General features: G+C 62.4%; 30 protein-coding genes and 1 riboswitch. Of the genes, 19 read left to right on the top strand and 11 right to left on the bottom strand.

The features are described 5' to 3' along the window. Positions 1-4: 4 nt before the first annotated feature. From ACE4RL_RS05480 to thiB, 3 genes are read right to left on the bottom strand one after another with little or no spacing between them, the layout of a single operon-like run. Positions 5-643 carry an ATP-binding cassette domain-containing protein gene (locus ACE4RL_RS05480; protein WP_375599509.1) on the bottom strand — a complete coding sequence of 213 codons (639 nt, stop codon included), beginning with the start codon at positions 641-643 and terminating at the stop codon, positions 5-7. Next, positions 627-2,219 carry a hypothetical protein gene (locus tag ACE4RL_RS05475; protein ID WP_375599508.1) on the bottom strand — a complete coding sequence of 531 codons (1,593 nt, stop codon included), beginning with the start codon at positions 2,217-2,219 and terminating at the stop codon, positions 627-629. The genes ACE4RL_RS05480 and ACE4RL_RS05475 overlap by 17 nt, the downstream gene beginning before the upstream one ends. 31 nt (positions 2,220-2,250) lie before the next feature. Continuing rightward, positions 2,251-3,255, bottom strand: a complete 1,005-nt coding sequence (gene thiB, locus ACE4RL_RS05470; RefSeq protein WP_375599507.1) for a thiamine ABC transporter substrate binding subunit — start codon at positions 3,253-3,255, stop codon at positions 2,251-2,253. Between the two features lie 74 nt (positions 3,256-3,329). Next, a riboswitch (TPP riboswitch) is annotated at positions 3,330-3,428 on the bottom strand. Between the two features lie 27 nt (positions 3,429-3,455). Here thiB and ACE4RL_RS05465 point away from each other — a divergent pair. Next, positions 3,456-4,151: a thiamine diphosphokinase gene (locus ACE4RL_RS05465; RefSeq protein ID WP_375599506.1), complete on the top strand. Its 696-nt coding sequence runs from the start codon at positions 3,456-3,458 to the stop codon at positions 4,149-4,151. Here ACE4RL_RS05465 and ACE4RL_RS05460 read toward each other — a convergent pair. Together ACE4RL_RS05460 and ACE4RL_RS05455 are read right to left on the bottom strand one after the other, a co-directional pair. Further along, entirely contained in the window at positions 4,148-5,965 is a 1,818-nt protein-coding gene (locus ACE4RL_RS05460) for an ABC transporter transmembrane domain-containing protein (RefSeq protein WP_375599505.1), read from the bottom strand. The two genes, ACE4RL_RS05465 and ACE4RL_RS05460, sit on opposite strands and share 4 nt — an antisense overlap. After that, a complete protein-coding gene (locus tag ACE4RL_RS05455) occupies positions 5,962-6,201 on the bottom strand; it encodes a hypothetical protein (protein ID WP_375599504.1) in 240 nt (79 codons plus the stop codon). The genes ACE4RL_RS05460 and ACE4RL_RS05455 overlap by 4 nt, the downstream gene beginning before the upstream one ends. On the opposite strand from ACE4RL_RS05455, the gene rpmE reads away from it, so the two are divergent. Beyond that, on the top strand, positions 6,200-6,421 hold the full coding sequence (gene rpmE, locus ACE4RL_RS05450) for a 50S ribosomal protein L31 (RefSeq protein WP_375599503.1): 222 nt from the start codon (positions 6,200-6,202) through the stop codon (positions 6,419-6,421). The two genes, ACE4RL_RS05455 and rpmE, sit on opposite strands and share 2 nt — an antisense overlap. Positions 6,422-6,490: 69 nt before the next feature. Beyond that, positions 6,491-6,781 carry a YciI family protein gene (locus ACE4RL_RS05445; RefSeq protein ID WP_375599502.1) on the top strand — a complete coding sequence of 97 codons (291 nt, stop codon included), beginning with the start codon at positions 6,491-6,493 and terminating at the stop codon, positions 6,779-6,781. On the opposite strand, the gene ACE4RL_RS05440 is transcribed toward ACE4RL_RS05445, so the two are convergent. The 4 genes from ACE4RL_RS05440 to ACE4RL_RS05425 form a co-directional block, all read right to left on the bottom strand. Continuing rightward, positions 6,778-7,299 (bottom strand): DUF1465 family protein, encoded by a 522-nt coding sequence (locus ACE4RL_RS05440; RefSeq protein WP_375599501.1) that lies wholly within the window; start codon positions 7,297-7,299, stop codon positions 6,778-6,780. The two genes, ACE4RL_RS05445 and ACE4RL_RS05440, sit on opposite strands and share 4 nt — an antisense overlap. 282 nt (positions 7,300-7,581) lie before the next feature. Further along, on the bottom strand, positions 7,582-7,794 hold the full coding sequence (locus tag ACE4RL_RS05435) for a hypothetical protein (protein ID WP_375599500.1): 213 nt from the start codon (positions 7,792-7,794) through the stop codon (positions 7,582-7,584). 33 nt (positions 7,795-7,827) lie between these two features. Continuing rightward, positions 7,828-8,064, bottom strand: a complete 237-nt coding sequence (locus ACE4RL_RS05430) for a hypothetical protein (protein WP_375599499.1) — start codon at positions 8,062-8,064, stop codon at positions 7,828-7,830. Between the two features lie 140 nt (positions 8,065-8,204). Then, positions 8,205-8,387 carry a DUF1192 domain-containing protein gene (locus ACE4RL_RS05425; RefSeq protein WP_375599498.1) on the bottom strand — a complete coding sequence of 61 codons (183 nt, stop codon included), beginning with the start codon at positions 8,385-8,387 and terminating at the stop codon, positions 8,205-8,207. 83 nt (positions 8,388-8,470) lie between these two features. Between ACE4RL_RS05425 and ACE4RL_RS05420 the strand changes: the two genes are divergently transcribed. The 11 genes from ACE4RL_RS05420 to ACE4RL_RS05370 all read left to right on the top strand — a co-directional run bounded on the left by ACE4RL_RS05420 (position 8,471) and on the right by ACE4RL_RS05370 (position 20,779). Next, positions 8,471-9,493 carry an NAD(P)H-quinone oxidoreductase gene (locus ACE4RL_RS05420; protein WP_375599497.1) on the top strand — a complete coding sequence of 341 codons (1,023 nt, stop codon included), beginning with the start codon at positions 8,471-8,473 and terminating at the stop codon, positions 9,491-9,493. Between the two features lie 116 nt (positions 9,494-9,609). Continuing rightward, on the top strand, positions 9,610-10,341 hold the full coding sequence (locus ACE4RL_RS05415) for a DUF1013 domain-containing protein (RefSeq protein WP_375599496.1): 732 nt from the start codon (positions 9,610-9,612) through the stop codon (positions 10,339-10,341). Positions 10,342-10,359: 18 nt separating this feature from the next. After that, complete coding sequence (locus ACE4RL_RS05410; RefSeq protein WP_375599495.1) at positions 10,360-12,240, top strand: monovalent cation:proton antiporter-2 (CPA2) family protein; 1,881 nt, start codon at positions 10,360-10,362, stop codon at positions 12,238-12,240. 30 nt (positions 12,241-12,270) lie between these two features. Continuing rightward, positions 12,271-13,035, top strand: a complete 765-nt coding sequence (locus ACE4RL_RS05405; protein ID WP_375599494.1) for a sulfite exporter TauE/SafE family protein — start codon at positions 12,271-12,273, stop codon at positions 13,033-13,035. Between the two features lie 76 nt (positions 13,036-13,111). Then, positions 13,112-14,914, top strand: a complete 1,803-nt coding sequence (locus ACE4RL_RS05400; RefSeq protein ID WP_375599493.1) for a M3 family oligoendopeptidase — start codon at positions 13,112-13,114, stop codon at positions 14,912-14,914. Between the two features lie 50 nt (positions 14,915-14,964). Further along, positions 14,965-15,129 carry an aa3-type cytochrome c oxidase subunit IV gene (locus ACE4RL_RS05395; protein ID WP_116589997.1) on the top strand — a complete coding sequence of 55 codons (165 nt, stop codon included), beginning with the start codon at positions 14,965-14,967 and terminating at the stop codon, positions 15,127-15,129. Positions 15,130-15,194: 65 nt separating this feature from the next. Continuing rightward, positions 15,195-16,718, top strand: coding sequence for a Re/Si-specific NAD(P)(+) transhydrogenase subunit alpha (locus ACE4RL_RS05390; protein WP_375599492.1), 1,524 nt, complete (start codon positions 15,195-15,197; stop codon positions 16,716-16,718). Beyond that, positions 16,719-17,081: a proton-translocating transhydrogenase family protein gene (locus ACE4RL_RS05385; RefSeq protein WP_375599491.1), complete on the top strand. Its 363-nt coding sequence runs from the start codon at positions 16,719-16,721 to the stop codon at positions 17,079-17,081. Between the two features lie 8 nt (positions 17,082-17,089). Next, complete coding sequence (locus tag ACE4RL_RS05380; protein ID WP_375600238.1) at positions 17,090-18,493, top strand: NAD(P)(+) transhydrogenase (Re/Si-specific) subunit beta; 1,404 nt, start codon at positions 17,090-17,092, stop codon at positions 18,491-18,493. A 39-nt stretch (positions 18,494-18,532) separates the two neighbouring features. Next, a complete protein-coding gene (locus tag ACE4RL_RS05375) occupies positions 18,533-19,141 on the top strand; it encodes a LysE family translocator (protein ID WP_375599490.1) in 609 nt (202 codons plus the stop codon). Between the two features lie 60 nt (positions 19,142-19,201). Further along, positions 19,202-20,779, top strand: coding sequence for a hypothetical protein (locus tag ACE4RL_RS05370; protein ID WP_375599489.1), 1,578 nt, complete (start codon positions 19,202-19,204; stop codon positions 20,777-20,779). A 39-nt stretch (positions 20,780-20,818) separates the two neighbouring features. Here the strand turns inward: ACE4RL_RS05370 and ACE4RL_RS05365 are convergent, their stop codons facing one another. Further along, positions 20,819-21,031, bottom strand: a complete 213-nt coding sequence (locus tag ACE4RL_RS05365) for a SlyX family protein (protein WP_375599488.1) — start codon at positions 21,029-21,031, stop codon at positions 20,819-20,821. Positions 21,032-21,180: 149 nt separating this feature from the next. On the opposite strand from ACE4RL_RS05365, the gene ACE4RL_RS05360 reads away from it, so the two are divergent. From ACE4RL_RS05360 to ACE4RL_RS05345, 4 genes are all read left to right on the top strand, one after another. After that, positions 21,181-21,735: a hypothetical protein gene (locus ACE4RL_RS05360; protein ID WP_375599487.1), complete on the top strand. Its 555-nt coding sequence runs from the start codon at positions 21,181-21,183 to the stop codon at positions 21,733-21,735. 78 nt (positions 21,736-21,813) lie between these two features. Continuing rightward, on the top strand, positions 21,814-22,452 hold the full coding sequence (locus ACE4RL_RS05355; RefSeq protein WP_375599486.1) for a DsbA family oxidoreductase: 639 nt from the start codon (positions 21,814-21,816) through the stop codon (positions 22,450-22,452). Between the two features lie 56 nt (positions 22,453-22,508). After that, positions 22,509-23,321: an alpha/beta hydrolase gene (locus tag ACE4RL_RS05350; protein ID WP_375599485.1), complete on the top strand. Its 813-nt coding sequence runs from the start codon at positions 22,509-22,511 to the stop codon at positions 23,319-23,321. A gap of 20 nt (positions 23,322-23,341) precedes the next feature. Beyond that, positions 23,342-24,523 (top strand): multidrug effflux MFS transporter, encoded by a 1,182-nt coding sequence (locus tag ACE4RL_RS05345; protein ID WP_375600237.1) that lies wholly within the window; start codon positions 23,342-23,344, stop codon positions 24,521-24,523. 50 nt (positions 24,524-24,573) lie between these two features. On the opposite strand, the gene rpsU is transcribed toward ACE4RL_RS05345, so the two are convergent. Next, positions 24,574-24,798: a 30S ribosomal protein S21 gene (gene rpsU, locus ACE4RL_RS05340; RefSeq protein WP_375599484.1), complete on the bottom strand. Its 225-nt coding sequence runs from the start codon at positions 24,796-24,798 to the stop codon at positions 24,574-24,576. A gap of 215 nt (positions 24,799-25,013) precedes the next feature. On the opposite strand from rpsU, the gene ACE4RL_RS05335 reads away from it, so the two are divergent. Next, positions 25,014-25,706 (top strand): alpha/beta fold hydrolase, encoded by a 693-nt coding sequence (locus ACE4RL_RS05335; protein ID WP_375599483.1) that lies wholly within the window; start codon positions 25,014-25,016, stop codon positions 25,704-25,706.

The raw sequence follows: 25,706 nt of genomic DNA, 5'->3' as shown, positions 1-25,706 counted from the left end.
CGCGCTAAACGCGCTCCAGTTGCCCCTCGACAATGCGGTAGTGACGGTTCGCCAACGCGGCAATGTCATCGGCATGGTGACTGACCAGGACCGTGTGCCAGTCATGCCGGCGGGTGAGTTCATCCACCAAAGCCCGCGTCGTCTGTCGCGTTTCGTCATCGAGGGCCGAGAACGGCTCGTCGAGCAACAGTACCGGCCGGTCACGCAGCAGGGTCCGCGCCAGCGCGACACGCTGCTTCTGCCCGCCCGACAGAGTCGAAGCCAATTTGCTCTCGAACCCGGCCAACCCGACCTCGTTCAGGGCCTCGGCAACCTGTTGGCGGCCTTTGTCGCGACTGGTCCCGCGCGGCAGGCCGAGGAGGGCGTTCTCCTGCGCGCTCAGATGCTCGAACAGATTGTCCGCCTGCATGAGCAGAGAAACCGGTCGCGCCTCCGGCGGCAATGGCAGAAGGTCCTGCGCATCGAGTTCCAAGCTGCCTTCTTTTGGTTGCACGAAGCCCGCCAGCAGATCGAGCAGGGTGGATTTGCCAGAGCCGCTGGCGCCGGAAATGGCGGTGACCTCGCCCCGACCGGCTTCCAGGGTAAAGCGATAGGCACGCTTCTGGCCCGGATGGGCAAAGGCCAGGTCATTGGCGCGGAGCATGGGCGATCCTTTCCACAAGGCGCGGTAGCCCGACAAAGGCAATAATGGTGAAGATCAGCAGCAAGGCTGCGATCGCCGCTGCGTCATTGGACTTGTACGACCCCAAGGCTCGATACATCATCAGCGGCAAGGTTTGGAAATCCTGGGTACCGAACAGCGCAATCACCCCCAGATCCCCTAGAGAGAAGCAGAAGGCCAGCGCCAGCATCAGCCCGATATCACGCCCCAGGAGCGGGTATTCGATCCGCACAAACTGCATAAAGCCTGAAAGCCCCAGCGCGCGGATCAGCTTGCCGCGTGAGCGCATGATTGCATCGAGAGGTGGCCCGAGGGTTGCGATGGCAAAGGGAAGTGAGAGCAGGCTGTTGGCGATGACCACCACCACCGGAGCCGCCGTGCCGACCGGCACGCCAAGGTTGCGAACCAGCAGGAAGAAGCCCAGCGATAGCACCACCGCCGGCACAGCAAGATAGGCATAGGCCGGGACCCCAAGCAGAGCACGGACTGCCGGTCCATGAGCGGCGGCACGGCCCAGCGCCAGCATTAGCGCCAGAGCCAGCGTCAGCAGCGCAGAACTGCCGCCGATCACGATGCTGGTGAGCGTCGATCGCCAGAAGCTGGCCTGCCCTAGCACGCGCATCAGCCCGCTCGATAGCCCATCATAGAGCACCGACAGTAGCGGCAGCGCAAAGCCGATGGCACCGAGCAGGAGGATCGACCATTGCACGATCCGGACCGCGCGCGCATCGCGCCAGAGCGGCTGGGCCGATCGGGCCAGCGCAGAGGGAACCGGCGTGAAGACCGATGCCAGGAGGATGACCACCGAGCACACCCCAATCTGCGCCAGCGCCAGGCGCACCGCGCCGACCAAGTCAAAATCGAGCCGTACCGCCGTATAGATCGCCACCTCCAGCGTCTGGTTGGCTGGCCCGCCCCCGAGCAGCAGCACAATGGGGAAGCTGGTGAATGCCAAAAGGAAGATGATTGCCCCCAGACCCGGCAGGCTGCCGCGCAGAGCCGGCCAATCAATCAACATGAAGCGCTGCCAGGCCGAGAGACCAAGCGACTGGCCCATCTTGAGACGGCCCTGGGGAATGGTATCGAGCCGCGCCAGCAGGATGCGCGCAGCAAAGGCCCCGTCGAGAATGACATGCGCGAGCAAGATGCCCGACAGGCCATAGGCCGGGCTTTCAAAGCTGACGCCAAACAGGGCTTCGGCCAGCTGGTTTACCCAGCCATTTCGCCCCCAGATCGAGAGTAGGCCAAAGGCCACAACCATGCCCGGCGTCACGATGGCAGCGGCGAACAGCCCCACGACCAGGTCTCGCCCGGCAAAGCGCAATCGGTTGAGAGCCCAGGCCAGCGCAATCCCGACCATCAGCGAGAGCACGACAGTCAACCCGGCCTGCAGAGCCGTCATCCGCAACAAATGCGGAATATCTACGCGCGAGCTGCCCGACGCATCCGTCGCCGCAGCAAGGATGGTCCAGAGCACGGCAAAGATGAGCGCCGCGATGACGAACGTGAGTGCGGTTGCAGCGGCGACGCGCATGGGCCTTTGGGGAAGGATCAGCATCTGCGCACCGCCGCTGTCACGGTCGCCAGGCCTACTGCACCGCCGCCAGCATCTCGTCGATCCAGGCCGACAGATTGGCCGTAATCTCGGCTTCACCCAGCGTCAGCGTCTTTTCCGGCTGCGGCAGGCCCTGGAAGGCGGGATCAAGGTCATCCCCCAGATCCACCACCGGGAACATCCAGTTGGTTGTCGGGATATGCGCCTGCCCCGCCTCCGAGGTCAGATAGGCCAGGAATTGGCGCGCCAGTTCCTGCTGGTCGGAGGACTTGAGAATACCGGCCACTTCAATCTGCGGAAAATGCCCCTCCACGAACATCGCCGCCTTGATGGTGTGATCATCGGCATCGAAGATGTGGTAGGCGGGCGAAGTGGTATAGGAGAGCACCATGTCGGCCTCACCATCAAGGAATAGCGAATAACTTTCGCTCCATTCGCGGGTGATGGTCAGGATATGCGGCTTGAGCCCTTCCCAGATTTCCGGCGCGCGGTCGCCATAGGCCGCCTTGACCCAGAGCATCAATCCAAGCCCCGGCGTCGCCGAACGCGGGTCCTGAATGGCAATCTTGATGTCGTCAGGCAGGGCGATCAGCTCTTCGAACGAGGCCGGCGGCGCCTCCATGCTGTCGGTGTCCCACATGAACGCGAAATGCGAATAGTCGAACGGCACGAACTGTTCATCCGTCCATTCGCCCGGCAGGTCGAGATGGCTCATGTCGAGCCCATGCTCGGCAAAGAGCCCGGTTTCGCGTGCTTCCCCGGCAATGGCGGTATCGAGCCCCAGGATCATATCAGCTTCGGTGCTCTGGCCCTCAAGCTGCACCTTGCGCAGCGTGCCAATTGAAGAGTCGGCGGCCACCCAATTGACCGTGCATTCGCAGCTGGCTTCGAACCCTTCCTTCAAGGGAACGCCGGGCCCCCATTCGGAGGCAAAGCCGTCATAGGTGTAGATGGTGAGGACTGGCTTGTCCTGTGCGATTGCCGTGCCGGACAGTCCGGCAAGAAGGACCGCAAGCGCCAGCGAGGAGGTTTTGACCATGACTGGTCTCCCTTCGATTGGTGTGCGGCCATGGGTGAAGGGATGTGTCAATGGATCGAGGCGCACGAGGGCACCTCTTGCCATCTCGAACTTCCTCCGCCAGCATGACCTGGTTCAGGTTCTATGGGTAACTCTCAGCTCCGGCGGCAACCGGAACACCCCAGCGAGACGGTGCGGACCATATTGAGAGTGAACCGAGAGTGCAATCCCCCATTCCTTCAACTGAAAAAACCCTCCTCAAATTCAATCGCCCACTCGCCATAATCGGCGGCGGAACGGTCGATTCCGCGCTGCTGCACGAATTGGCAGCGCGTCAGGTCGCACTGGTCGGCGCCGATGGCGGCGGCAACGCGCTGGAACAGGCCGGACTGGTGCCTGAAGCCATTCTGGGGGACCTCGATTCGCTCGAACACCGCCTGGGTTGGGAACAGCGCACGCGCGTCATCCACATCCCCGAACAGGTCACCACCGATTTCCAGAAGGCGCTCTACTCCACCAGTGCCCCGGTCACGCTGGCGCTTGGCATGACCGGAAAGCGGCTCGACCACACGCTGGCGGCGCTTGGCGCCCTGCTCGAGGTCGCGCCGCACCGCCAGGTCATCCTGGTCGATGAGACCGATGTCGCCCTGGCCGTTTCGGGGGCCATAGCCTTCGACGCACAAGTCAGAGAACGGATATCGGTCCATCCATTGGTACCGGTCAGCTTCAGGCGGACCGAAGGTCTCTATTATCCCATGAACGACCTGCTGCTCGACCCGGCAGGGCGGCTGGGCACATCCAATCAAGGCACCGGCGGGCGGGTTGAGATCGTGCCAGTCGACAACACGCCCTGGCTGTTGATCCTGGGCCGCGACAGGCTCTGGGATCTTGTGGAAATCTGCCTGTCTGCGGCCTAGACCGCCTCGCCCAGCCGGAACTGCAGCTTGGCCAGTTCCGCATAGCGGCCGCCCTTTGCAACCAGCTCGTCATGCGTGCCCTGGTCGATGATCTTGCCGCCGTCGAGCACCAGAATGGTGTCGGCGTCGCGGATGGTCGCGAGCCGGTGGGCAATCACCAGCGTGGTACGGCCTTCCATAAGGTGCTCGAGCGCCAGCTGCACCAATTGCTCTGAGCGGGCATCGAGCGCCGATGTCGCTTCGTCCAGCAGCAGGATGGGTGCATTTTTCAGGATCGCGCGGGCGATGGCCAGACGCTGCTTCTGCCCGCCCGATAGCATCACGCCCCGCTCACCCACCACCGTGTCATAGCCCAGCGGCAGATCGGCCACGAAATCGTCAACCAGCGCCGCCTTGGCCGCTGCCAAAACCTCTTGCTTGGACGCATCCGGTTTGCCGAACAGGATGTTCTCGGCAATGGTCCCTGCAAAGATGATGGGCTCCTGCTCGACATAGGCAAAGCGTTGCCGCAGATCGGCCTGCCGCACATCGCGAATATCAATGCCGTCAACCTCAATGGCCCCGGCATTCACGTCATAGAAGCGCTGCAGCAGCGACAAGGTGGTGGACTTGCCCGAACCGGACGGCCCTACGAGCGCCACCGTCTTGCCCCTGCCCACCGAAAAACTGACGGTATCGATAACCTTGTCGCCACCGGCGCCGGCATAGGAAAAGCTGACCTTGTCGAAGCGCACCGTGCCAAGTGCCGGGTCGGGCAAGGCTACCGGATGCGCCGGATCGGTAATTTCGGGTTTGGTATCGAGAATTTCGACCAGGCGCTCGGTCGATCCGGCCACTGTCTGCAATGAGCCCAGCACTTCGGACACATTGGTCAGCGCCCCCGAGGCCATGAGGGCATAGACCAGAAACTGCGCCAATTGACCGGCCGAGACCGAACCTTCGAATACCGCGCGGGCACCCCACCAGATCAGGCCCACCAACGCCGCAGTGCCCAGAAATATCACCATGCCAACAAGGAACGCGCGGGCGCCCAGGCGCCGAACTTCGGCGCGATAACTCTCTTCGCTGCGCGCGTCGTAATGTGCGGCCTGCCCGGCTTCCTGGGTAAACGCCTTCACGGTCCGGTTGGCGCCCAGCATCTCGGTTGCCATGGCCGAAAGGTCGGCCAGCGCATCCTGGGTCTTGCGCGACATGCCGCGCAGGCGGCGCGAATAGACCAGCACCGGCGTCAGGATCAGCGGCAGGGCCACCACGACAGCCAGAGTGAGGACCCGGCTGGTCAGGATCATCATGATCAGCGCGCCGATGATCGTCACAATTGAGCGCAACGCCAGCGAGAAATTCGACCCCACCGCACTGCGGATCACGCTGACATCGCCATTGAGGCGGCTGGTCAACTCGCCAACCCGATGCGTGTCGAAATAGCGCGCTTCCAGCGTCAACAATTGCGCAAACACGGCCTGCCTGAGGTCGGCCACCACGCGCTCACCGATCAGCGAGATGAAATAGAACCGCGCGCCGCTCGCCACCGCCATGATCGCGGCGATGCCGACGATCAGCCAGCCATAGCGCCCCACCATTTCCAGGTTCTGGGCGATGAAGCCTTCGTCGATCGCGCCGCCAAGAACGGCTGGGATGGCCAGCGAGGAAATCGCCGAGACCAGCAGAAACAGCACCGTCAGCCCCAGGCGGACTGGATAGCGGAACAGGAACGGCAGGAGCCGACGCAGCGGCTTGAGTTGGCGCGGGGCGGCCTTGACTTCCGCGACGATTTTTTCGGGATCTGACTCTGCCGAAACGGCCTGATCTGTCATGGCTGAAACGCGCCGTTCTCACAATTGGATCGGCCGCTGCCGAAGACCGCATCCATATAGGGGTTGGCCAGGCGCCCCGCAACCGCGCGGGCCCTCGCCATATTGCCGCGCGTCTTGCGTGCAACAACCGATTCTGTGGTCTTGCGGAAGCCGCACTTCTGCGCTAGGAAGCCGCCCAACACCAGTTTGATGCTCTCCGGGCGCTGCGGCGCCCGTTTGATTTGAGGCAAGGCCATGAAGACCGATATCCACCCCAACTACCACACCATCAACGTGGTCATGACCGACGGCACCACCTACCAGACCCGCTCGACCTGGGGCAAGGAAGGCGATACGCTGCAGCTCGACATCGACCCCAAGACTCATCCCGCCTGGACCGGCGGCACGGGCCAGCTCATGGACCGTGGTGGTCGCGTTTCGCGCTTCAAGGAGCGCTTCAAGGGCCTGGGCATCTAAGCCAACCCTGTCCGTTATTCCGCAAAGCCCGGCCATCGCGCCGGGCTTTGTCTTGTCAAGGGCCACGCCATGTTCATCCTCTCGCTGACCTATATTGCACCGCTGTCCGAGGTCGACGCCCGTATCGGCCCTCACATGGCCTGGGTGTCCGGAGGCTATGACAACGGCACCTTTCTGGCCTCCGGGCGCAAGGAGCCACGCACCGGCGGCATCATACTGGCGGTCGGAGATCGCGCGCAGATCGAGGCCCTCCTGACGACCGATCCGTTCGTGACGGCGGGGGTAGCGCAATATGAAATCACCGAAGTCCGCATCAGCCGCACTGCCGGAGGACTGGAAGCACTGTCGTTGGGCGGCTAGTCGGCGTTGCCAAAGGCGGCCTTGAGCCTCAAAAGCTGGTCCGCCACGCCATTGGCCACGCCGGGCGTGGCTTCGGGCAGGTTGCCCCGCTCCAGGGCGTCAAGCTGCATCACCCGCTCGAACAGGCGATCGCCCTTGTCGATGAAATCCCTCAGCGCCTGTGGCAACGCGTCATAGCCCGGCCCGCCGCGCTCCGATGGGGTAGCGGAAAATTTGACCTTTTCCTTCTCCGAACGCGCATTCTCGCGGGAAATCTCGCCTTCATTGACGGCGCGCTGCAGCAGCAGCCAAGAGGCAAGCTGCATCAGGCGCGTGGTCAGGCGCATGGATTCGGTGGCGTAGAGAAATCCCGCCTCTCGTGGCAGTACCCGGCTTTCGATCCGGCCCTCGGCATCGAGATAGGCGGCAACTGCCTCGATCAGTGCCATCCCTTCGCGATAAAGCGCGTCAAACCCGCCCGACGCTACGATGCGCGGACCGATCGCCACTGCCTGCCTGGTGTCACCGGTTTCGGCCAAGAGAAGTCCTCCGATTGGGTCATGCTATCCCCAAGCCAGTCAGGGGTCACCCACGCGGTCCAACTATTGTTAATTTTATGGTTGAAGCGTGACGGGCCAAGTCGCACACCCAAAAAAGAAAAAGAGCCGCAAGAATGCAGCTCTCGAAGTTAACAGGGAGGCGTCAAACAGAGGGAGAAACCACTCTGAAATATCCAGAACAAGTCTGAATAATGAGACGTTACCGCCCAAACATTAATTCGACCTTAACAGGAGTCGATTTCTTAACCTTGAAAATTGACCTCACCGCAACCTCGTGGGTGGATGGTCCAACAGGGTGCGTCCGGTCAGCGTAATGATCGGCTGGTCTCCGGCAAGCTCCACCCAGCCCTTTGCGGACAGCCCCGCCAGATCACAGTTGCGCACGGCCAACTCGCCACGGGCAATGGCGTTGAGCGACATCAGTTCCGCCGCCTTCACACCTTCCAAGATCCTGTCTTCCTGACGCACCAGCATGCTCTTTCTCCATAACTGACTTGCGCAACGGTATTAGAACGCCCCTTCGTCCATCGGCCAAAGGCTGGATCGACGCTGCCGCGCCGCGAGCAATTGCCGCATGAACACCTGCAGCGGCTCGACATGCCATGCCCTTTCCAGCGCTGACCTGGCAGGCTTGAGCGCCCGCACCGTCAGCTTCTGTTCCGGTGCCTTGACCCGTTCGGTCTTCAGAAAATAGAGGCCGCTCAAGATCAACAGCAGGGCAATGCCCAGTACGTTCCAGTCCATTCCGCAACTCCTTCCTTGGCCAGGGACAAACTGCCCGACCCCGAAAGGCAACGAAACCATAACCCGCTGTTAAGCCTAACAGGGATCGAGACCGGAACGGCGGCAGGCCTGGATTGGTGCCATCACAATGTGATCGGCGCTCAGAATTTGAAGGCTGCTTCTGCTGCCCGGCGCGAATTGCCCTTGGCCTCCATCGCGGCCCGGATCCGGGCGACCTCCTGCTCCAGCAAAACAATCCGGTCCTGCAGTTCCTCGACAGACAGTGCATCGAGGACCATGCCCACTTCGTGGCTTCTGGGCTTCTTGCGGTCTTCCTCGTCCATGGCCAACACTCCCACATAGGTCGGACACCGAGTTTAGCCCAGCCACCTTGCCCCGCAAGTCCGCTTGCGCCAGCATAGGAGCCATGAACCTGCCAGACCAAATGACCGCCATCTGCATCGCCGAACCGGGCGGCCCGGAGGTACTCAAGACCTGCCGGCAACCGGCTCCCCAGATTGGACCCGCCGATGTGCTCATCCGGGTGGCAGCGGCCGGCGTCAATGGGCCAGATTTGGCGCAAAGGCGGGGCCATTATGCACCGCCGCCCGGCGCCTCCCCGCTGCCCGGCCTGGAGGTTGCGGGCGAGGTTGCGGCGATGGGCCAAGCCGTGACTGGCTTTGCCTTGGGTGACGCCGTTATGGCGCTCACCAATGGCGGCGGCTACGCCGAATATGTTGCCGTGCCCTTCGGCCAGGTCCTGCCCGTGCCTCACGGGTGGACGTTGGCCGAAGCTGCAGCGCTCCCTGAAACCTGGTTTACCGTGACCCAGACCCTGGTCATGCGGGCCGGCCTCGAACCGGGCATGCATGTGCTGGTGCACGGTGGTGCCGGCGGTATCGGCGGAGCGGCCATCCAGATTTGTTCGATCATCGGCGCCCACCCTATCGCCGTGGTATCGGCTGCCGACAAGGCCAGCTACTGCAATCGGCTGGGCGCCATCGCAACGATCGATCGCACCCGCGAGAACATCGTGGACCGCGTGATGGAGCTGACAGACGGTCACGGTGCCGACCGGGTCCTCGACATCATCGGCGGCGCTCTGACGGCCGTGAATATTGCTGCGTCGGCGCGCGGTGGCCACATCGTGCAGGTCTCGACCCTGGAAGGCGCCACGGTCAGTTTCCCTTTGCGCACCATGATGGCCAAGGACCTGACCCTGTCCGGCTCGACGCTAAGGCCTCAAAGCGCCCGGACCAAGGCCGGCATTGCCGCCCATGTCCGCGACAATTTCCTGGCCGCCCTGTCATCTCCCGACTGGATCAAGCCCGAGCTTGCCACCTTCCCGCTGGACGAGGCGCATCGCGCGCACGTCGCCATGGAACAGCGCATCCATCGCGGCAAACTGGTCCTGCTCACTGAGTTTGGTGCCGCAAGCCAGGCCAGTTAGCCGTTGCGATTGGCTGGCTTTTTCCCTATATTACACGCTAGTTCCCCCTCAGCATTTGGCCAAGAGGCGGAGCGGCCCGGAGGAAGACCGGCCGCGCCAGCAGGAGAAGTTTAGCTATGTCCCAGTCCCTTCTGATGCCCAAGGCGACCGCCGTGTGGCTCGTGGACAATACCGCCCTCTCATTTGAGCAGATCGCCGCCTTCTGCACACTGCACCCGCTTGAGGTCCAGGGCATTGCAGATGGTGACGTGGCCAGCGGCATCATGGGCGTAAACCCCATCCAGAACGGGCAGTTGACCCGCGAAGAGATCGAGAAAGCCGAGGCCGATCCGAATTACCGCATGAAGGTGTCCGAGCCCAAGGTTCGGGTAGCCGCCGTCAAGCGCAAGGGTCCGCGCTACACCCCCATTTCACGCCGCAACGAGCGTCCCAATGCCATCAAGTGGCTGGTGCGCAATCATCCCGAACTCAAGGACGCCCAGATCATGCGTCTGGTCGGCACCACCAAGTCGACCATCGAATCGGTGCGTGAGAATACCCACTGGAACGCCGCCAACCTGACGGCCATGGACCCGGTGACGCTGGGCCTGTGCAGCCAGATCGATCTCGACCTTGAGGTCAAGCGCGCCTCCAAGGATGCCCCGGCCCAGGCCGAGCTCAATGAGGGCACCACACTGATGACCGCCGAGGAAGCCCTGGCCCGCGCCACGGCCCGCCAGCCGAGCGATGGTGAAGGCGGCTTTGAGGGCGATCATTCCAGGCACTCCGCCCAGCAGAACGAGGAAGAACTGGACGCCGATTCAGTTTTTGCCAAACTCAAGTCGATCAAGTCCGACAGCGACGAGTAGTCAAGAAAGGCCAGCAGGGTGGAAGACAATTTACTGCTGGCCATTTTCGCCCTGCTCGCCGCCAGCGCGGCCCTGGTGCCGCTGGCCAAGGCATCCGGCCTGGGCACCGTTTTGGGCTATCTGGCGGCCGGCATCCTCATCGGTCCCTATGGCCTGGGCCTGCTGACCGACACCGACACTATCCGCCACATCTCCGAGTTCGGCATCGTGCTGATGCTGTTCCTGATCGGCCTCGATTTGCAGCCGCGTGAGGTCTGGCGCATGCGCAACAAGGTGCTCGGCCTTGGCCTGCCGCAGATGGTCCTGACTGCCATCGCCGTGACGCTGATCGTCCAGCTCTTCGGCTTTGCGCTCAATACCGCGATCATCGTGGGCATGGCCTTTGCCATGAGCTCAACCGCCATCGCCATGCAGACCGCCGAACAGCGCGACATCACCCGCACCGATGCCGGACGGGCCAGTCTCGCCGTGCTGCTGGTGCAGGACGTGGCGGTTATTCCCATTCTCGCCATCGTGCCGATCCTGGCCCTTACTGGCTCTGGCATCAGCCTTGAAGCTGAAATCACCGAGGCGGTTTCCGAGGTCGAGAATCCCATCTTCTGGCAGACCTCGGCCCTGCTGCTGGCGACCTTTGCCGCGGCCATCATTGGTGGCCGCTATGTGGTTCGGCCGCTGCTCTCTTTCGTCGCCCGCACGGCCGTACGCGAGGCCTTCACCGCCCTGGCTCTGGCCCTGGTCGTGGGCGCCGCGCTTGCCACCCAGGCCCTGGGCCTGTCGCCAGCGCTTGGCGCCTTTATCGGTGGTGTGCTGCTGGCCGATAGCGAATATCGCCACGAGCTGGAAAGCAATTTGCAGCCCTTCAAGGGCTTGCTGCTCGGCCTGTTCTTTGTTTCGGTCGGCATGTCAATCGCCTTTGCTGAATTTCTCGAAACTCCCTGGCTGATCGCGGCCCTGGTGCTGATCGTCATTGCGGTCAAATTCGCTATTCTTTATGGGCTCTGCACCCTGTTCCGGATGACGCGGCCCGATCGGCTGCTGGTGGCGGTCCTGTTGAGCCAGGCCGGCGAATTCGCCTTCGTGGTACTGCAATTTGCCCTCAATCGCGATGTCCTGGCCGAGGACGCCTATACCCTCTTCACCGTCGTGGTTGCTCTGTCCATGGCCACCACGCCGCTCCTGCTTCTCGGCTTTGACAAGCTGATCGCGCCCCGCCTCGATGCGCGCAACAAGCGTGCCGACCGCGATCCCGATACGGTGGAAAAGCATCGGCGCATCGTCGTGCTCGGCTATGGGCGCTTTGGCCAGATCATCACCCGCATGCTGCGCCGCCATGGCTACGATATGACGCTGATCGACGACGATGCGGCCCAGATCGAGCTGGTACGCCGCTTTGGGATCAAGGTCTATTATGGCGATGCCTCACGCTCTGATCTGCTGCATGCGGCCGGTGTCGGCCACGCCGAACTGGTTATAATCGCCGTAGGCGGTTCGGACCGCATCCTGCAGGTGGCCCGCAATGTCCGCCGTCATTTCCCTGATGTCGCCATTGCCGCTCGCGCCACCGACCGGGAGCATGCCCACGCCCTGATGGACTTGGACATAACCCTGTTCGAGCGGGAGACCTTCCATTCGGCGCTGCATTTGGGCCGACGCGTCCTGGTTCATCTCGGCCATGATGATGCCAAGGCCGAACAACTGGCCCGTGAGTTCTACGAGCGCGATCAGGAACTGCTTGATCAGGCCTTTGCACTGCGCGGCGATCGCGAGGCCTATTGGGGCATGGCGCGCCAGTCCATGACCCTGCTTGACGAAGCCATGCAGGCGGACGAGCCAGAAGGCCCAAAGGACGTCAAGACGCCGCGCAAACTTGACAAATCACGCCTGCCAAGGTCCGGTTAGGCCGACTTCCCGCCGGACTAAAATAAATCCATGATCGATCCAGTTTTTGTCACGATCGCCGTGATCGCGGTGCTTGTCGTCGGCCTGTCCAAGGCCGGCCTGCTCGGCGGCCTTGGCGTTGTCGGCGTTCCCCTGCTCACCTTGGTCATGGCCCCGCGCGAGGCCGCGGGCATGATGTTGCCGGTCCTCCTGTGCATGGATGCGGTGGCCATCTGGATGTATCGCAAGGAGTGCGACTGGAGCCTGATCCGGATCATGCTGCCCGGCGCCGCCGTCGGCACGCTGCTGGGCTGGGCGTTCTGGGCGGTGGTCAGCGATTCCGCTGTGCTGCTAATGGTGGGCGTGGTCACCTTGCTGTTCGTGCTTGATGCCATATTGCCACTGCGCAAAAAGCTAGAGGGCCTGCCGCCCTCCAGGCCCTGGGGCGTTTTTTGGGGCGGCATTGCCGGGTTCACGAGCTTTATTTCTCATACCGGCGGTCCGCCTTTCCAGATCTATACGCTCCCACGACGACTGCCCCCGGCGGTCTATGCCGGCACCACGGCCTTCTTCTTTGCCATCGTCAATACCGCCAAGCTGGTGCCCTATTACTTCCTGGGCCAGCTCAACGCGCAGAACCTGACCCTGTCGGCGGCTTTGGCCCCGGTCGGCCTGGTCGGGGTTTGCATCGGCGTCTACCTGGTGCGCCGCATCGACGCCAAGCTCTTTTACCGCATCGCCTACTGGCTGGTGTTCCTCCTCGCCCTGAAACTGGTTTGGGACGGCGTCACCGGATTAATGGCGGGGCACGGCTGAGCCCCACTGCTACAGCCTTCACAGCCGGACACCCGCTCGTTAAGGTCCGGACCGAAACAGTTTTCCGGAGTCTTTCATGTCCGCTGCCGCTCAAAAAGGCCACAACCAGTTCGGCGACCTGCCCGTCTGGGACCTCAACGATCTTTATCCCGGCAAGGACAGCCCCGAATTCAAGGCAGCGATGGACCAGGCCAAGACCCTGGCTGCCGATTTCGAGGCCAAGTACAAGGGCAAGCTGGCCGAGCTGACCAAGTTCGGCCGTCTGATCGAGGCGATCAAGGACAGCGAGACGCTGGGCGACCTGACCGGCCGCATCGGCTCGTTTGCCTTCCTGCAATATGCGCAGAAATCGACCGACCCGGACCGCGCCAAGTTCATGGGCGATACCAATGAAGCGCTGACCAATCTCTCGACGCGCGTGCTGTTTTTCGAGCTTGAGCTCAACCGCATTGCCGATGCCGATCTGGATGCCGCGCTTGACAGCGACGCTGAGCTTGCGCGCTACAAGACCTGGTTCGCCGATCTGCGCAAGGCCAAGCCCTACCAGCTCGACGACAAGCTCGAGGAGCTGTTCCACGACAAGTCGGTCACTGCCTATTCGGCCTGGAACCGCCTGTTTGACGAGACGCTGTCGAGCCTTGAATTCGCGGTGGACGGGGAAACGCTCAACCTCGAATCCACCCTGCATCTGCTCTCCGAAAAGGATGAGACAAAGCGCGAAGCCGCCTTCAAGGCCCTGGCCACCACGCTCAAGGCCAATGGGCGCCTGTTCACCCACATCACCAATGTCCTGGCCAAGGACAAGGAAATCTCCGACCGCTGGCGCGGCTATAAGGATATTGCCGATAGCCGCCATATGACCAATTCGGTGGAGCGCGAAGTGGTCGATGCGCTGCAGGTCGCTGTCGAGGACGCCTATCCGCGTCTCAGCCATCGCTACTACAAGATGAAGGCGAAATGGTTCGGCAAGGACAAGCTCAATGCCTGGGACCGCAATGCGCCCCTGCCCACCAGCGACGAGCGCATCTGGGACTGGGACACGGCCGTGTCCACCGTGCTGGACGCCTATGGCCGCTTCTCCCCGGAACTGGCGGAGGTAGCAAAACCCTTCTTCAATTCAGGCTGGATCGACGCGCCGACCGGCAATGGCAAGCTCTCGGGCGCCTTTGCGCACCCGACCGTCCCCAGCGCCCACCCCTATCTGATGCTCAATTATCTTGGGCGCACCCGCGATATCATGACGCTCGCCCATGAGCTGGGCCATGGCGTGCATCAGCGCCTGGCAGCAGCACAAGGACCGATCCTGGCCAATACGCCCCTGACCCTGGCTGAAACCGCCTCGGTCTTTGGCGAAATGCTGACCTTCCGCGCCCTTCTCGACAAGACCACCGATCCCAAGCAGCGCTTTGCCCTGCTCTCCGGCAAGGTCGAGGACATGCTCAACACCGTCGTGCGCCAGATCGCCTTTTATGCCTTTGAGCGCAAGGTGCACACCGCCCGCCGCCAGGGCGAGTTGCGCACCGAGGAGATCAACGCGCTCTGGCTCGAAGTGCAGGCTGAGTCACTGGGCGAGGGCATTATCGCCAATGAAGGCTACGAAACCTTCTGGGCCTATATCCCCCATTTCATCCACTCGCCATTCTATGTCTACGCCTATGCCTTTGGCGACTGCCTTGTGAACTCGCTTTACGCACAGTATGAGAAGGCCAGTGATGGCTTTGCGGAGCGCTATTTTGAGCTTCTCAAGGCCGGGGGCAGCAAGCATCATTCCGAACTACTCGCGCCGTTCGGGCTCGATGCCAAAGATCCCCAATTCTGGTCGCTTGGCCTGTCCATGATCGAGCGGCTGATTGACGAGCTGGAAGCCACCGCGCCCTGAGTGGGACTTTCGGCGTAACACGAATAGACGACTATACTTTCGAGGACCCAATGGCCAAAACCCGCCCCGAACACCACCCCGAGCCGGTACTGGAATCTGGTATGGACTACGCCGAACACGAGAAGACCTATAATGGCTTCATCACCGGCGTGAAGTGGTCCGTTTACGGAACGGCGGTTTTGATGATCATCCTCTATTTCGTGATCAATCCCTGATCGCAGAATAATCCGCAGGCACACGAAACGCGCCTGCCCCCGGGCAGGTGGGCAGGAGAGTTTCCATGAAGATTGCCGTTTTGCGCGAACGGTTCGAGGGTGAGAGCCGCGTCGCGGCAACGCCCGAAACCATCGCCAAATACATTGCGCTGGGCGCGGAAGTTGCCGTTGAAAAGGGCGCGGGCGAAGCCTCGCGTCTTTCCGACGATGACTTCCAGCAGGCTGGCGCCACGATTGGGGCGACCGCCGCAGCAACGCTCAAAGGCGCCGATATCGTGCTTTGTGTGCGTCGTCCGGCCGCCGACGAGCTGGGAGGCGTCAACAAGGGCGCCCTCCTCGTCGGTGCGCTTGACCCCTACGGCAATGAACAGGACGTTGCCGCACTCGCCAAGGCGGGCGTAGCGGCCATGTCCATGGAATTCATGCCGCGCATCACCCGCGCGCAGGTCATGGACATCCTCTCCTCCCAGGCCAATCTGGCCGGCTATCAGGCCGTCATCGAAGCCTCCAAGGTCTTCGACCGGGCCATGCCCATGATGATGACCGCTGCCGGCACCGTGCGTCCGGCCAAGGCCTTTGTGATGGGCGCTGGTGTGGCGGGCCTGCAGGCCATTGCCACCGCCAAGCGCCTTGGCGCGGTGGTGTCGGCCACCGACGTTCGCGCTGCCGCCGGCGAGCAGGTGGAATCCCTTGGCGCCAAGTTCATTATGACCGAGGCACTCAAGGACGCATCGGGCACCGGCGGCTACGCCCGCGAACTGACCAAGGACGAACAGGCGGCCCAGGCCGAACTGGTGGCCGGGCACATCTCCAAGCAGGACATCGTGGTCACCACCGCACTGATCCCGGGGCGTCCGGCGCCCAAGCTGGTGACCAAAGCCATGGTCGAATCCATGGCACCGGGCTCGGTGATTGTCGATCTGGCTGCCGAACGCGGCGGCAATGTCGAGCTGACACAGCCGGGCAAGGTCATCACCCATGATGGCGTGACCATTATCGGCTACACCAATTTGGCCGGCCACATTCCGACAACGGCCAGCCAGCTCTACGCACGCAACCTTCTCGCCTTCATCACCACGCTGATCGATGCCAAGGAAAAGAAGCTCGCCGTCAACTGGGATGACGAGCTGGTCAAGGCCACCGTCTTGACCCGCGACGGCGCCGTCGTGCATTCGGCTTTTGCCGCGCCCAAGACGGACACGGCAGGCGACACCGAGGCCAAGCCCGCGCCAGCCAAGAAACCCGCTGCAAAAAAGCCAGCGACGCGCAAGCCGTCGGCCGGCAAAGCCACCGCAAGCCAGACCAGCGCCAGCAAGACAGCCACAGCGCCCAAGGCCGATGCCGGCCAGGCACCGGAAGCCAAGCCGGCCCCGCGCAAGACGGCAGCCCGCAAGCCCGCAGCCAAGGCCGCCGCGGCCGAAGCAGGCCCGCAGGCTGATGCGTCGGCCACAGCTCCCGCCGCCAAAGCCGCAGCGGCCGAGAAACCAGCAGCCAAGAAACCAGCAGCCAGAAAGCCGGCGGCCAAAAAGCCCGCTGCCAGAAAGCCGGCTGCAAACAAGCCTGCCGCCCCTGAGGGAGGAGACAAGTAAATGGAAACGACGGCCGAACACATCGCCGATGTCGGCGCAGCCGTGGCCCACGGGGCCATTGGTGGCGCCATCGACCCCTTCACCTTCCGCCTCGCCATTTTCGTGCTGGCGATCTTTGTGGGCTATTTCGTGGTCTGGAGCGTCACCCCGGCGCTGCACACCCCTCTGATGAGCGTCACCAACGCCATCTCTTCTGTCATCGTGGTCGGTGCCCTGCTCGCCGTCGGCGTGCAACTGGCCAGCGACGCCAGCTGGGTCTCCAAGCTTTTCGGTTTCATCGCGCTGGTATTCGCGTCGGTGAACATCTTTGGCGGGTTCCTGGTGACCCAGCGCATGCTGGCCATGTACAAGAAGAAGGGCTGATCGAAATGATCGACGCAAACATCGCCGCCCTTCTCTATCTGGTTTCGGGCGTTCTGTTCATCCTGGCCCTCCGGGGCCTGTCCCACCCCTCCTCATCGCGCCAGGGCAATCTCTTTGGCATGATCGGTATGGGCATCGCCGTGGTCACCACGCTGATGGTGGCTGCACCCAGCGACTTCATGAGCTGGCTGTTGATTATCAGCGGTCTCGCCCTGGGTGGTGGCATCGGCGCCTATATCGCGCGCTCGGTCAAGATGACCGACATGCCCCAGCTCGTCGCCGCCTTCCACTCGCTGGTGGGTCTGGCCGCCGTCTTCGTCGCCGCCGCCGCCCTCTATGCGCCGGAAGCCTTCGGCATCGGTGAAGTCGGGGCCGTCCATGCCCAGGCGCTGGTTGAAATGTCGATCGGCACGGCCATCGGCGCTTTCACCTTCACCGGCTCGGTCATCGCCTTTGCCAAGCTCAACGGCAATATGAGCGGCAAGCCGATCATTCTGCACATGCGCCATCTCATCCATATTGCCATGGGCGTCGCCATCGTCGCCCTGGTCTGGATGTTCACCGTCACAGGCGATCCCTGGCTGTTCTGGGTGATCACCCTGCTTGCCCTGGTGCTGGGCGGGCTGATGATCATCCCCATCGGCGGCGCTGACATGCCGGTCGTGGTCTCCATGCTCAATTCTTATTCGGGCTGGGCGGCAGCCGGCATCGGCTTCACCCTGGGCAATACTGCCCTGATCATCACCGGCGCCCTTGTGGGTTCCTCGGGTGCCATCCTGAGCTACATCATGTGCCGGGCCATGAACCGTTCGTTCATCTCGGTTATCCTGGGTGGGTTCGGCGGCGATACGTCTGGCGGCGCGGCCGCTGGCGAGGATGACCGCCCGGTCAAGCAGGGCGCCGCTGACGACGCGGCATTCCTGATGAAGAACGCCGGCAAGGTCATCATCGTGCCCGGCTACGGCATGGCAGTCGCCCAGGCCCAGCACGCCTTGCGCGAGATGGCTGACCTGCTCAAGGCCGAAGGCGTTGAAGTCAAATACGCGATCCATCCGGTGGCGGGCCGCATGCCGGGGCACATGAACGTCCTGCTGGCCGAAGCCAATGTGCCCTATGACGAAGTGTTCGAACTCGAAGACATCAACTCCGAATTTGCCCAGTCCGACGTGGCCTTTGTCATCGGCGCAAATGATGTCACCAACCCTTCGGCCAAGACCGACAAGACTTCGCCCATCTATGGCATGCCGGTTCTCAACGTCGAGGATGCGGGCACCGTGCTGTTCATCAAGCGTGGCATGGCTGCCGGCTATGCCGGTGTGCAGAACGAATTGTTCTTCCGCGACAACACCATGATGCTGTTCGGCGACGCCAAGAAGGTCACCGAGGACATCGTCAAGGCGTTCGGCCACTAGGGCCTTGGCGGCACCAGACAACAATTGGGAAGCGCGGCCATGAGTGCCGCGCTTCTTGCATTTGCGCTGGCAAGCTTGTTGATCGAGCTCACTCCCGGCCCCAACATGGCCTATCTGGCCATCCTGGCTGCCGACCGGGGCCGCGTTGCTGGCCTGGTGGCCGTCGCAGGGGTCGCTTTGGGCCTGGCCGGACTGGGTCTATTGGCCGTTCTCGGCCTCGGCACGCTGGTGACCGAGCACCCCTGGCTCTATCAGAGTCTGCGGTGGACCGGCGTGGCCTACCTGCTGTACCTCGCCTGGGAAGCCTGGCGCGATTCCCGCAAGCCCATCGATGCCGTCGATCCGAACGAGGGCACGCGACGCTTTTTCCTGCGCGGGTTGATCACCAATCTGCTCAACCCCAAGGCCGCCTTGTTCTACGTCACGGTCATGCCCGGGTTTCTCTCGACGACGTCAACCCGGGAGGCTCTGCTGTTCGGCGCAGTTTACGTGGTCGTGGCAACGCTCGTGCACGCCGTCGTGGTGCTGCTGGCCGGCACGGTCCAGCCCCTATTGACCGTGCCCGCGCGGCGCCGGCTCATGGGGGCGGTCTTTGCCATCCTGCTGGTCGGCGTGGCCGGTTGGGTCGGCTATTCGACAGCAATGTAGGGCAGCCGGTTTTCTCCTGACCCCGCTTGCCTTAGTCTCCTTACTCTGCGGGGGAGGACCATGGCCAGAACAACGCGCCGACGCACTGTTGCGCCCAAGCCGGAGCCAATCCGGCGTCAGGCGATTGTCATCGTTCACGGTCAGGGCGAGCAACGTCCCATGGGCACCATTCGCGACTTCGTCCATGCGCTCTGGCAGGACAATCCGCAGCTCGATACGCCAGAGGAGGCCTATCCGCGGCCGCGCCCGATCTGGATCGTGCCCGACGATAAAAGCGGCCTTTATGAACTCCAGCGCATCACCACCCCCGAGCACAATGGGCGGCGAACCGACTTTTTCGAGCTCTATTATGCCGACCTGCTCAATGCCACGCCCATGCGCAATCTATGGCGCTGGATCCGAAGGCTGCTCTGGATTGATCCCGCTCAGGTACCAAGACACATGCGCTGGCCCTGGGTAGTGTTCTGGCTGCTGACGGTTGTGGCTGTCATCAGCACCCTCGCCGCCGTGCTGGCTTTGCCGCAGGTGCTGGACACCCATTGGTTCGACCGTTTCGTCGCCCCCTCCGCCTGGCGCGGCCACCTCATCAGTATCACGGCGCTGGCTTTGATCCTGCTTCCCAAATTCTTCAGCCCGCTCTCCTTCATCAAGCGGCTGCCACGACAAATGCTGGTGTTCGTCGTCGCCATCGGCATTCTCGACAGCTTTGGATGGAACGGCCATGTCGCCAATCTGATGCTCCTGGGCACCTTGGCTTACCTCGCCGCGACCCTGCTCTTGCCCTATTTCGGCGATGCCGCGAGCTATCTTTCAGCCCAGACTGAAACCGTGCAGAGCCGGCAAGGTGTCCGCAACCGCGGGCTTGCCTTGCTCAAGGCGCTGCATGAAGACCCCGAATATGACCGTATTGTCGTGGTCGCGCACTCTTTGGGGTCGGTCCTGGCCTATGATCTGCTCCATATCCTCTGGCGCGAGGTGGGTCCGACCAAGGATAACCCGCCGGGTCCTGACGCCCTGGCCGCCTTTTCAGCACTGGATGACTTCGTGTCCAACGCCCCCCCGCAGGCCTGGAACAGCGAGCAGATTGCCCAATACCAGGCCCTGCAATGGAAGATTTACGAGGCCCTGCGCCTGCAGAAGGGACGGGCTGGCTCCGACACGCAATCGGGATGGAAGATTTCCGACCTCGTGACCCTTGGCTCGCCCCTCTCCAGTGCTGAATTCCTGGTGACGGATGGTAGTGCGGACTTTGCCCGCATGAAAACCGAGCGCGTCCTGCCCACGGCGCCCCCACAGGCCTATGACGAAGCGCGCGGCACCATCTATCCAGACCCGCAAAAGGGCCCTGTCGCCCACCATGCCGCCGTGTTCTCGGTGGTGCGCTGGACCAATCTGTTCGACCGTATCGAGAGCCCGCTGTTTCTGCTTGGAGACGCCATTTCGGGGCCTTTGTCCGGCGCGGATCGGTTCGGGCCCGGCGTCAGTGACCGAAAAGTCGAAATCACCTGGGGGCGGCTGGGTTGGCGGCTGTTCACCCACAATTTTTACTGGACGGACACCTCACCGGCCGACGAACCGCCGGCCGATCACATCACCGCGTTTCGCGACGCAGTGGGACTGGAACGGTCCGCGCCCTGATTTTCGGTCCGTTCCGCGAATACGGGCGAGCGGGAACCATCAGTAATGCGGTGGCGGTCGTTCCGTCGCCGGGTCGGCGATATAGCTGCCGGAACGCATTTGTTCTTCGAGCATGGCCAGTTTCTTGGTCAAGAGATCGATGCTTTGCCATTGTGCCGTCAGCGCCGCATTTAGCTCCTCGATAGTCTGGTCCTGATAGGCGACGCGCGTTTCCAACGCGTCGATCCGCTCATTGTGTTCGGCGCTGTTCATGGGCCTTCTCCATTCCTGGAACGCCCGGAATACGGGGGTTTCACGCCATCTTCAAGGGGCCAGACCCTCACCAGCGGATTGACGCAAGCGGAACCCTTCATCAGCGCCAGCCATTGATGGAGCACGATCCGCCAACGGGGAGCCGCAAAATGGCCACCACAGCAATGCTCGATCAGGCCGTTCACGGCCACCTCGATACCATGACCGCATCGCAATCTGCGGCGCGGCTGGTCGTCTGCGTGAGCCTGCCCCTTGGTGCCTTTGGCTTGATCCATCTTGCCGCTGGTGCTTTCGGCGTGTTCCCGATCTTTTTTGCTCCATTCGGCCTTCCTCACTGGGGCGGCGCGGCCCTGCATCTGGCCCAGCTCGCCCTTCTGGGTGCCGCCTTTTGGGCGCTTACAGAGCAGGAGGTCCGCGGAACCGCGCGTCAATGGCTGATCGGCCTGACCATTCTCTACAGCCTGCTGCCTTTCTTCACGCCCCTGCTCGATTCCCTGCAACTGGGCCTGGTCTGCACGGCTATGTTTCTGAGTACCCTGGCAGCTATTCAGCGCGTCGGCTCTGCCGCGCCGCTGGCTGGTTGGTTGATGGCGCCGATGCTTGCCGTTACCGGCACCGGCGCGGCTCTCGGTTTGACCATCGCCGCTGCCTATAGCCCGCCCTTTGCTCTCATTCAGTCGGGCCACACCCAACCTGCTGCCTAGCAGTTACCTCAAAGTTCCCTCTTGTCAGCTCCCGCCCCGACCGCCATCTGGGCGGGAGATTTGTATCCGGAGGCCGTAATGACCAAGTTGCTCAAGATCGACGTGTTCACCGATGTGGTCTGCCCCTGGTGCCTTGTTGGCTCGGCAAGGCTTGATCAGGCGATTTCCCGGCTTCCGGACGATGTCGACATCGAACTTGAGCACCATCCCTACTTCCTCGATCCCAATACGCCGCCCGAGGGCGTCAATGTCCACGAAATGCTCCGCGAGAAATACGGCCGCGAGCCAGAGGAAATGTACGCCCGTGTCGAAGGCGAGGCGGCCAGGCTCGGCATCTCACTGGATTTGAGCAAGCAGGATCGCCGCTACAGCACTACCAAGGCGCACACGCTGATCCGCCTCTCCAAACCCAATGGCAATCAGCACGAGCTCGCCAGGGCAATCACCGATGCGCATTTTCTGGAGTACAAGTCCATCAATGACGACCAGGTGCTCTGCGATATTGCGGTCGAGCATGGCTGGGATCGTGGCGACGCGCTTGATGCCTTCAATGACGAGCATGAACTCGAGGTGACCGACCAGCTGGCCGCGAGTGCCGCCGAACAGGGAATACGCGGCGTGCCGTTTTTTGTCTTTGGCCAGAAATATGCATTGTCCGGCGCGCAACCCGACGAGGTTTTTGCCCAGGCGCTCGACAAGATCATTTCGGAACTCTGACAACGTGTTACGCCCTGCTATAGTCAGGGCAAATCGTCTGATCCGGGACTGGACATTTGAAACTGCTGCTGCGCTTTCTGCTCGCCCTGCTCGTCCTCATCGTGGCGTGCTACATCGGCGTGGTGGGCTACATGTATTTCAATCAGCGTGCGCTACAATATAGCGCGCGAGGCGAAGTGGTCGCCCTCGGCGATACCGGACTGAACAATGCCGACGATATCACCATCCAGAGCGGTGATGCCGCGATCAACGGATGGTATCAGGCACCACGGCCCGGCATGCCGGTCATTCTCTATCTCAAGGGCAATTCCAAGAGTTTCTCGGAAGAACACGAGCGCTTTGAGCGCTTCGCCGCCGACGGCTACGGTTTTTTGGCCTTTGACTATCGAGGCTTCCCCGCCTCGCCCGGCGAAATTTCAGAAACCAATATTCTGGACGATGCCATCGCCGCTTATGACTGGCTGGATGCCAAAACAGAAGCGCCAATCCTGATCTGGGGCCGTTCGCTTGGGTCGGGCCCGGCAACTTATGTAGCAAGCGAGCGGGATGCGGTCGCTTTGCTGCTCGAAACCCCGTTCCTCTCGGCCGTAAATGTCGCGGCGGAACGCTATCCGATCCTGCCGGTGGCGCTGGTCATGCAGGACCAGTTCCGCAACGATCTCTGGATTGAAGATGTCAGCGAACCAGTTCTGGTTGCACACGGTACCGCCGACCGCACCATCGACCTCTCCAATGGAGAACGGCTTTACGCCCAGGCCCCCAATCCGGATGAGCTCTGGATCGTCGAGGGCGCCGACCATTCTGACCTCTGGGATGCCGGCATCTGGGATCGTGCCAAGCCCTTCTTTGACCGCGCGATGAACCGGTGAAACCGCCGCGCCCACTGGGCATGTCAGCCAGGCGGACCGCTATCATTGGCGGGCTGATGGTGACAACGGGCCCGCTCAGCCTGACGCTCTACGGCCCCGCCCTGCCTGCAATCGTGACGGATCTGGGCACCACTGATGCGGGCGGCAAACTGACCATGACGGTCTATTTCGCCGCCTTCGCCATTTCGCAATTGCTATGCGGTCCGCTTTCCGACCGGTTCGGCCGCCTCTGGGTCGGGGCGGCATTTTTCGCCATTTATGTGCTCGGCTCGCTGGTCTGCGTCCTGGCACCGAGCCTGGAAATGCTGCTGCTGGGCAGGGTGATGCAGGGTTTCGGCGTGTCTGCGGGCGGCGCCATCTCCCGCGCCATGGTGCGCGACCAGTTCACGGGTATGGAGGCGGTACGCATCCTTACCCTGGTCAATCTCATTCTCACGGTGACGCCTGCCATCGCCCCGACCCTGGGAAGCCTCATCATGCTGGCAGGAAGCTGGCACGTTATGTTTGCCATCATGGCCGCGTTTGGCGTCGCAATCATCACCCTTTTGGGTTTTGGCGCGCGCGAGACCTTGCCAGAAACGGCGCGCGTGCCGCTCGCCCCTCGCCGGATCCTCCGCAATTATGCGGACCTGTTGCGGGCGCCAGATTTTGTGTTGCCCGCCCTGATGCTGGCGCTGGCATTTGGCGGCTTTTACGGATTTGCCGCGCTGCTGCCCTTCGTCCTCATAGAGGATATCGGCCTTACGCCTTTCCAATTCGCCATGGCCTTGCTGATCCAGACCGGATCCTTCATCGTCGGCAATCTGGTCGCCGGCCGGCTGTCAAATCGGCTGGACGGGCCGCAACTGGTCGTTGTCGGGCTGGTGCTGCTTGGCCTTGGCGGGTTCGGCTTTGCGGTGGCCCCGCGGCTCTTTCCCCAGTCGGTCCTGGCCGTCATGGCGCCGGTGAGCCTGTGGATGCTTGCCCTGCCGGCCATCGGTCCGAGCGCCACGGTCGCAGCCATGGCACGCTATGGTCACATGGCCGGTGCGGCCAGCGTCATGGCCGGCTTTTTCCAGATGGGCGGGGGCTTTGTCGCCTCGCTATTGGCCGTCACGCTGTTTGCCGATGCCCGGGCGGCGCTGACCGTCGTTCTGCCATTGCTGGCGGTGCTGACCATAGCCACCGCCATGCTGCACCGTCGCCTGGTTCCCGGGCAATAAAAAACGCCGCCCCGCAAGGGACGGCGTTCGATCATGAGCTTCTGCAGCGCTTAACCGCGACCAGTGGCCACGATACCGCCTTCGCGCTGAGCGCGCTTACGGGCCAGCTTGCGGGCGCGGCGGACGGCCTCGGCCTTCTGGCGAGCCTTCTTTTCAGAGGGCTTTTCATAATAGTTGCGCAGCTTCATTTCGCGGAAGACACCTTCACGCTGCAGCTTCTTCTTCAGTGCGCGCAGCGCCTGGTCAACATTGTTATCGCGAACGACTACTTGCAAAGGTCAACCGCCCTTTCAGAGCTATGCAAACTTTTTGGAGACATACGGCATGGCCATGCAGACCACCCCGCCGACCAGCCGAGCCGGTCACCGTGGCGCGCTCTATAGCCCAACATTGGCGGCCTGTCCACACTCAATACCGGGAAAAATGTGCGCGTCTTGTGGGTTTTGCTGTCTCAGACTACCCCTTTGGCTTCGAAGTGCTGGAGGCCAATATGTTTCAACCCCTCGTCATGGTGCCCGGATTAAGGTGCGACGGCTTTCTTTACCACCCGGTCATCTTGCGCCTGGATAGCCATATCGCCCCGGCTGTAGCCGATGTCTCGCTCGACGACACCATTGCCGGCATGGCTGGCCGCATCCTCGCCGCCGCGCCGCCCCGCTTCGCCCTCGCCGGTCTGTCGATGGGGGGCTATGTCGTGCTCGAAATCATGCGTCAGGCGCCGGAACGCGTGACCCATCTGGCCCTGCTCGACACCAATGCCCGCCCCGACACTGACGAACGCAAACAGGCCCGCCTGGCGGAGATGGAATTGGTGCGGCAGGGCAAGTCGGCCCTCGTGTCGCGAATGGCCCTGCCCGGCCTGCTGGCGCCGGCACATCTGGAAGGCCCGGTGGCCGATCAGGTGCATGACATGGCCATGCGGGTCGGAACGGACACCTATTTGCGTCAGCAGGCGGCCATCATGGCGCGCATTGATTCCCGCCCTTTTCTCAGAGACATAGGCGTTCCCACGCTGGTTGGAGTGGGCGCGGAGGACAAGCTCATCCCTCTGCCGCTTTCAGAAGAAATGGCCGGCCTCATACCCAGCGCCGAACTGACAATCTTCCCCAACGCTGGTCATGTCCCCACGCTGGAGAATCCAGAAGCGGTGGCGGAAGCGATGAACGCCTGGCTGCGGCGATAA

The organism is Devosia polycyclovorans (assembly GCF_042181575.1).
GTDB lineage: Bacteria > Pseudomonadota > Alphaproteobacteria > Rhizobiales > Devosiaceae > Devosia > Devosia polycyclovorans.
The sequence above is the reverse complement of the archived record's forward strand: the minus strand, read 5'-3'. Positions and strand labels throughout refer to the sequence as shown.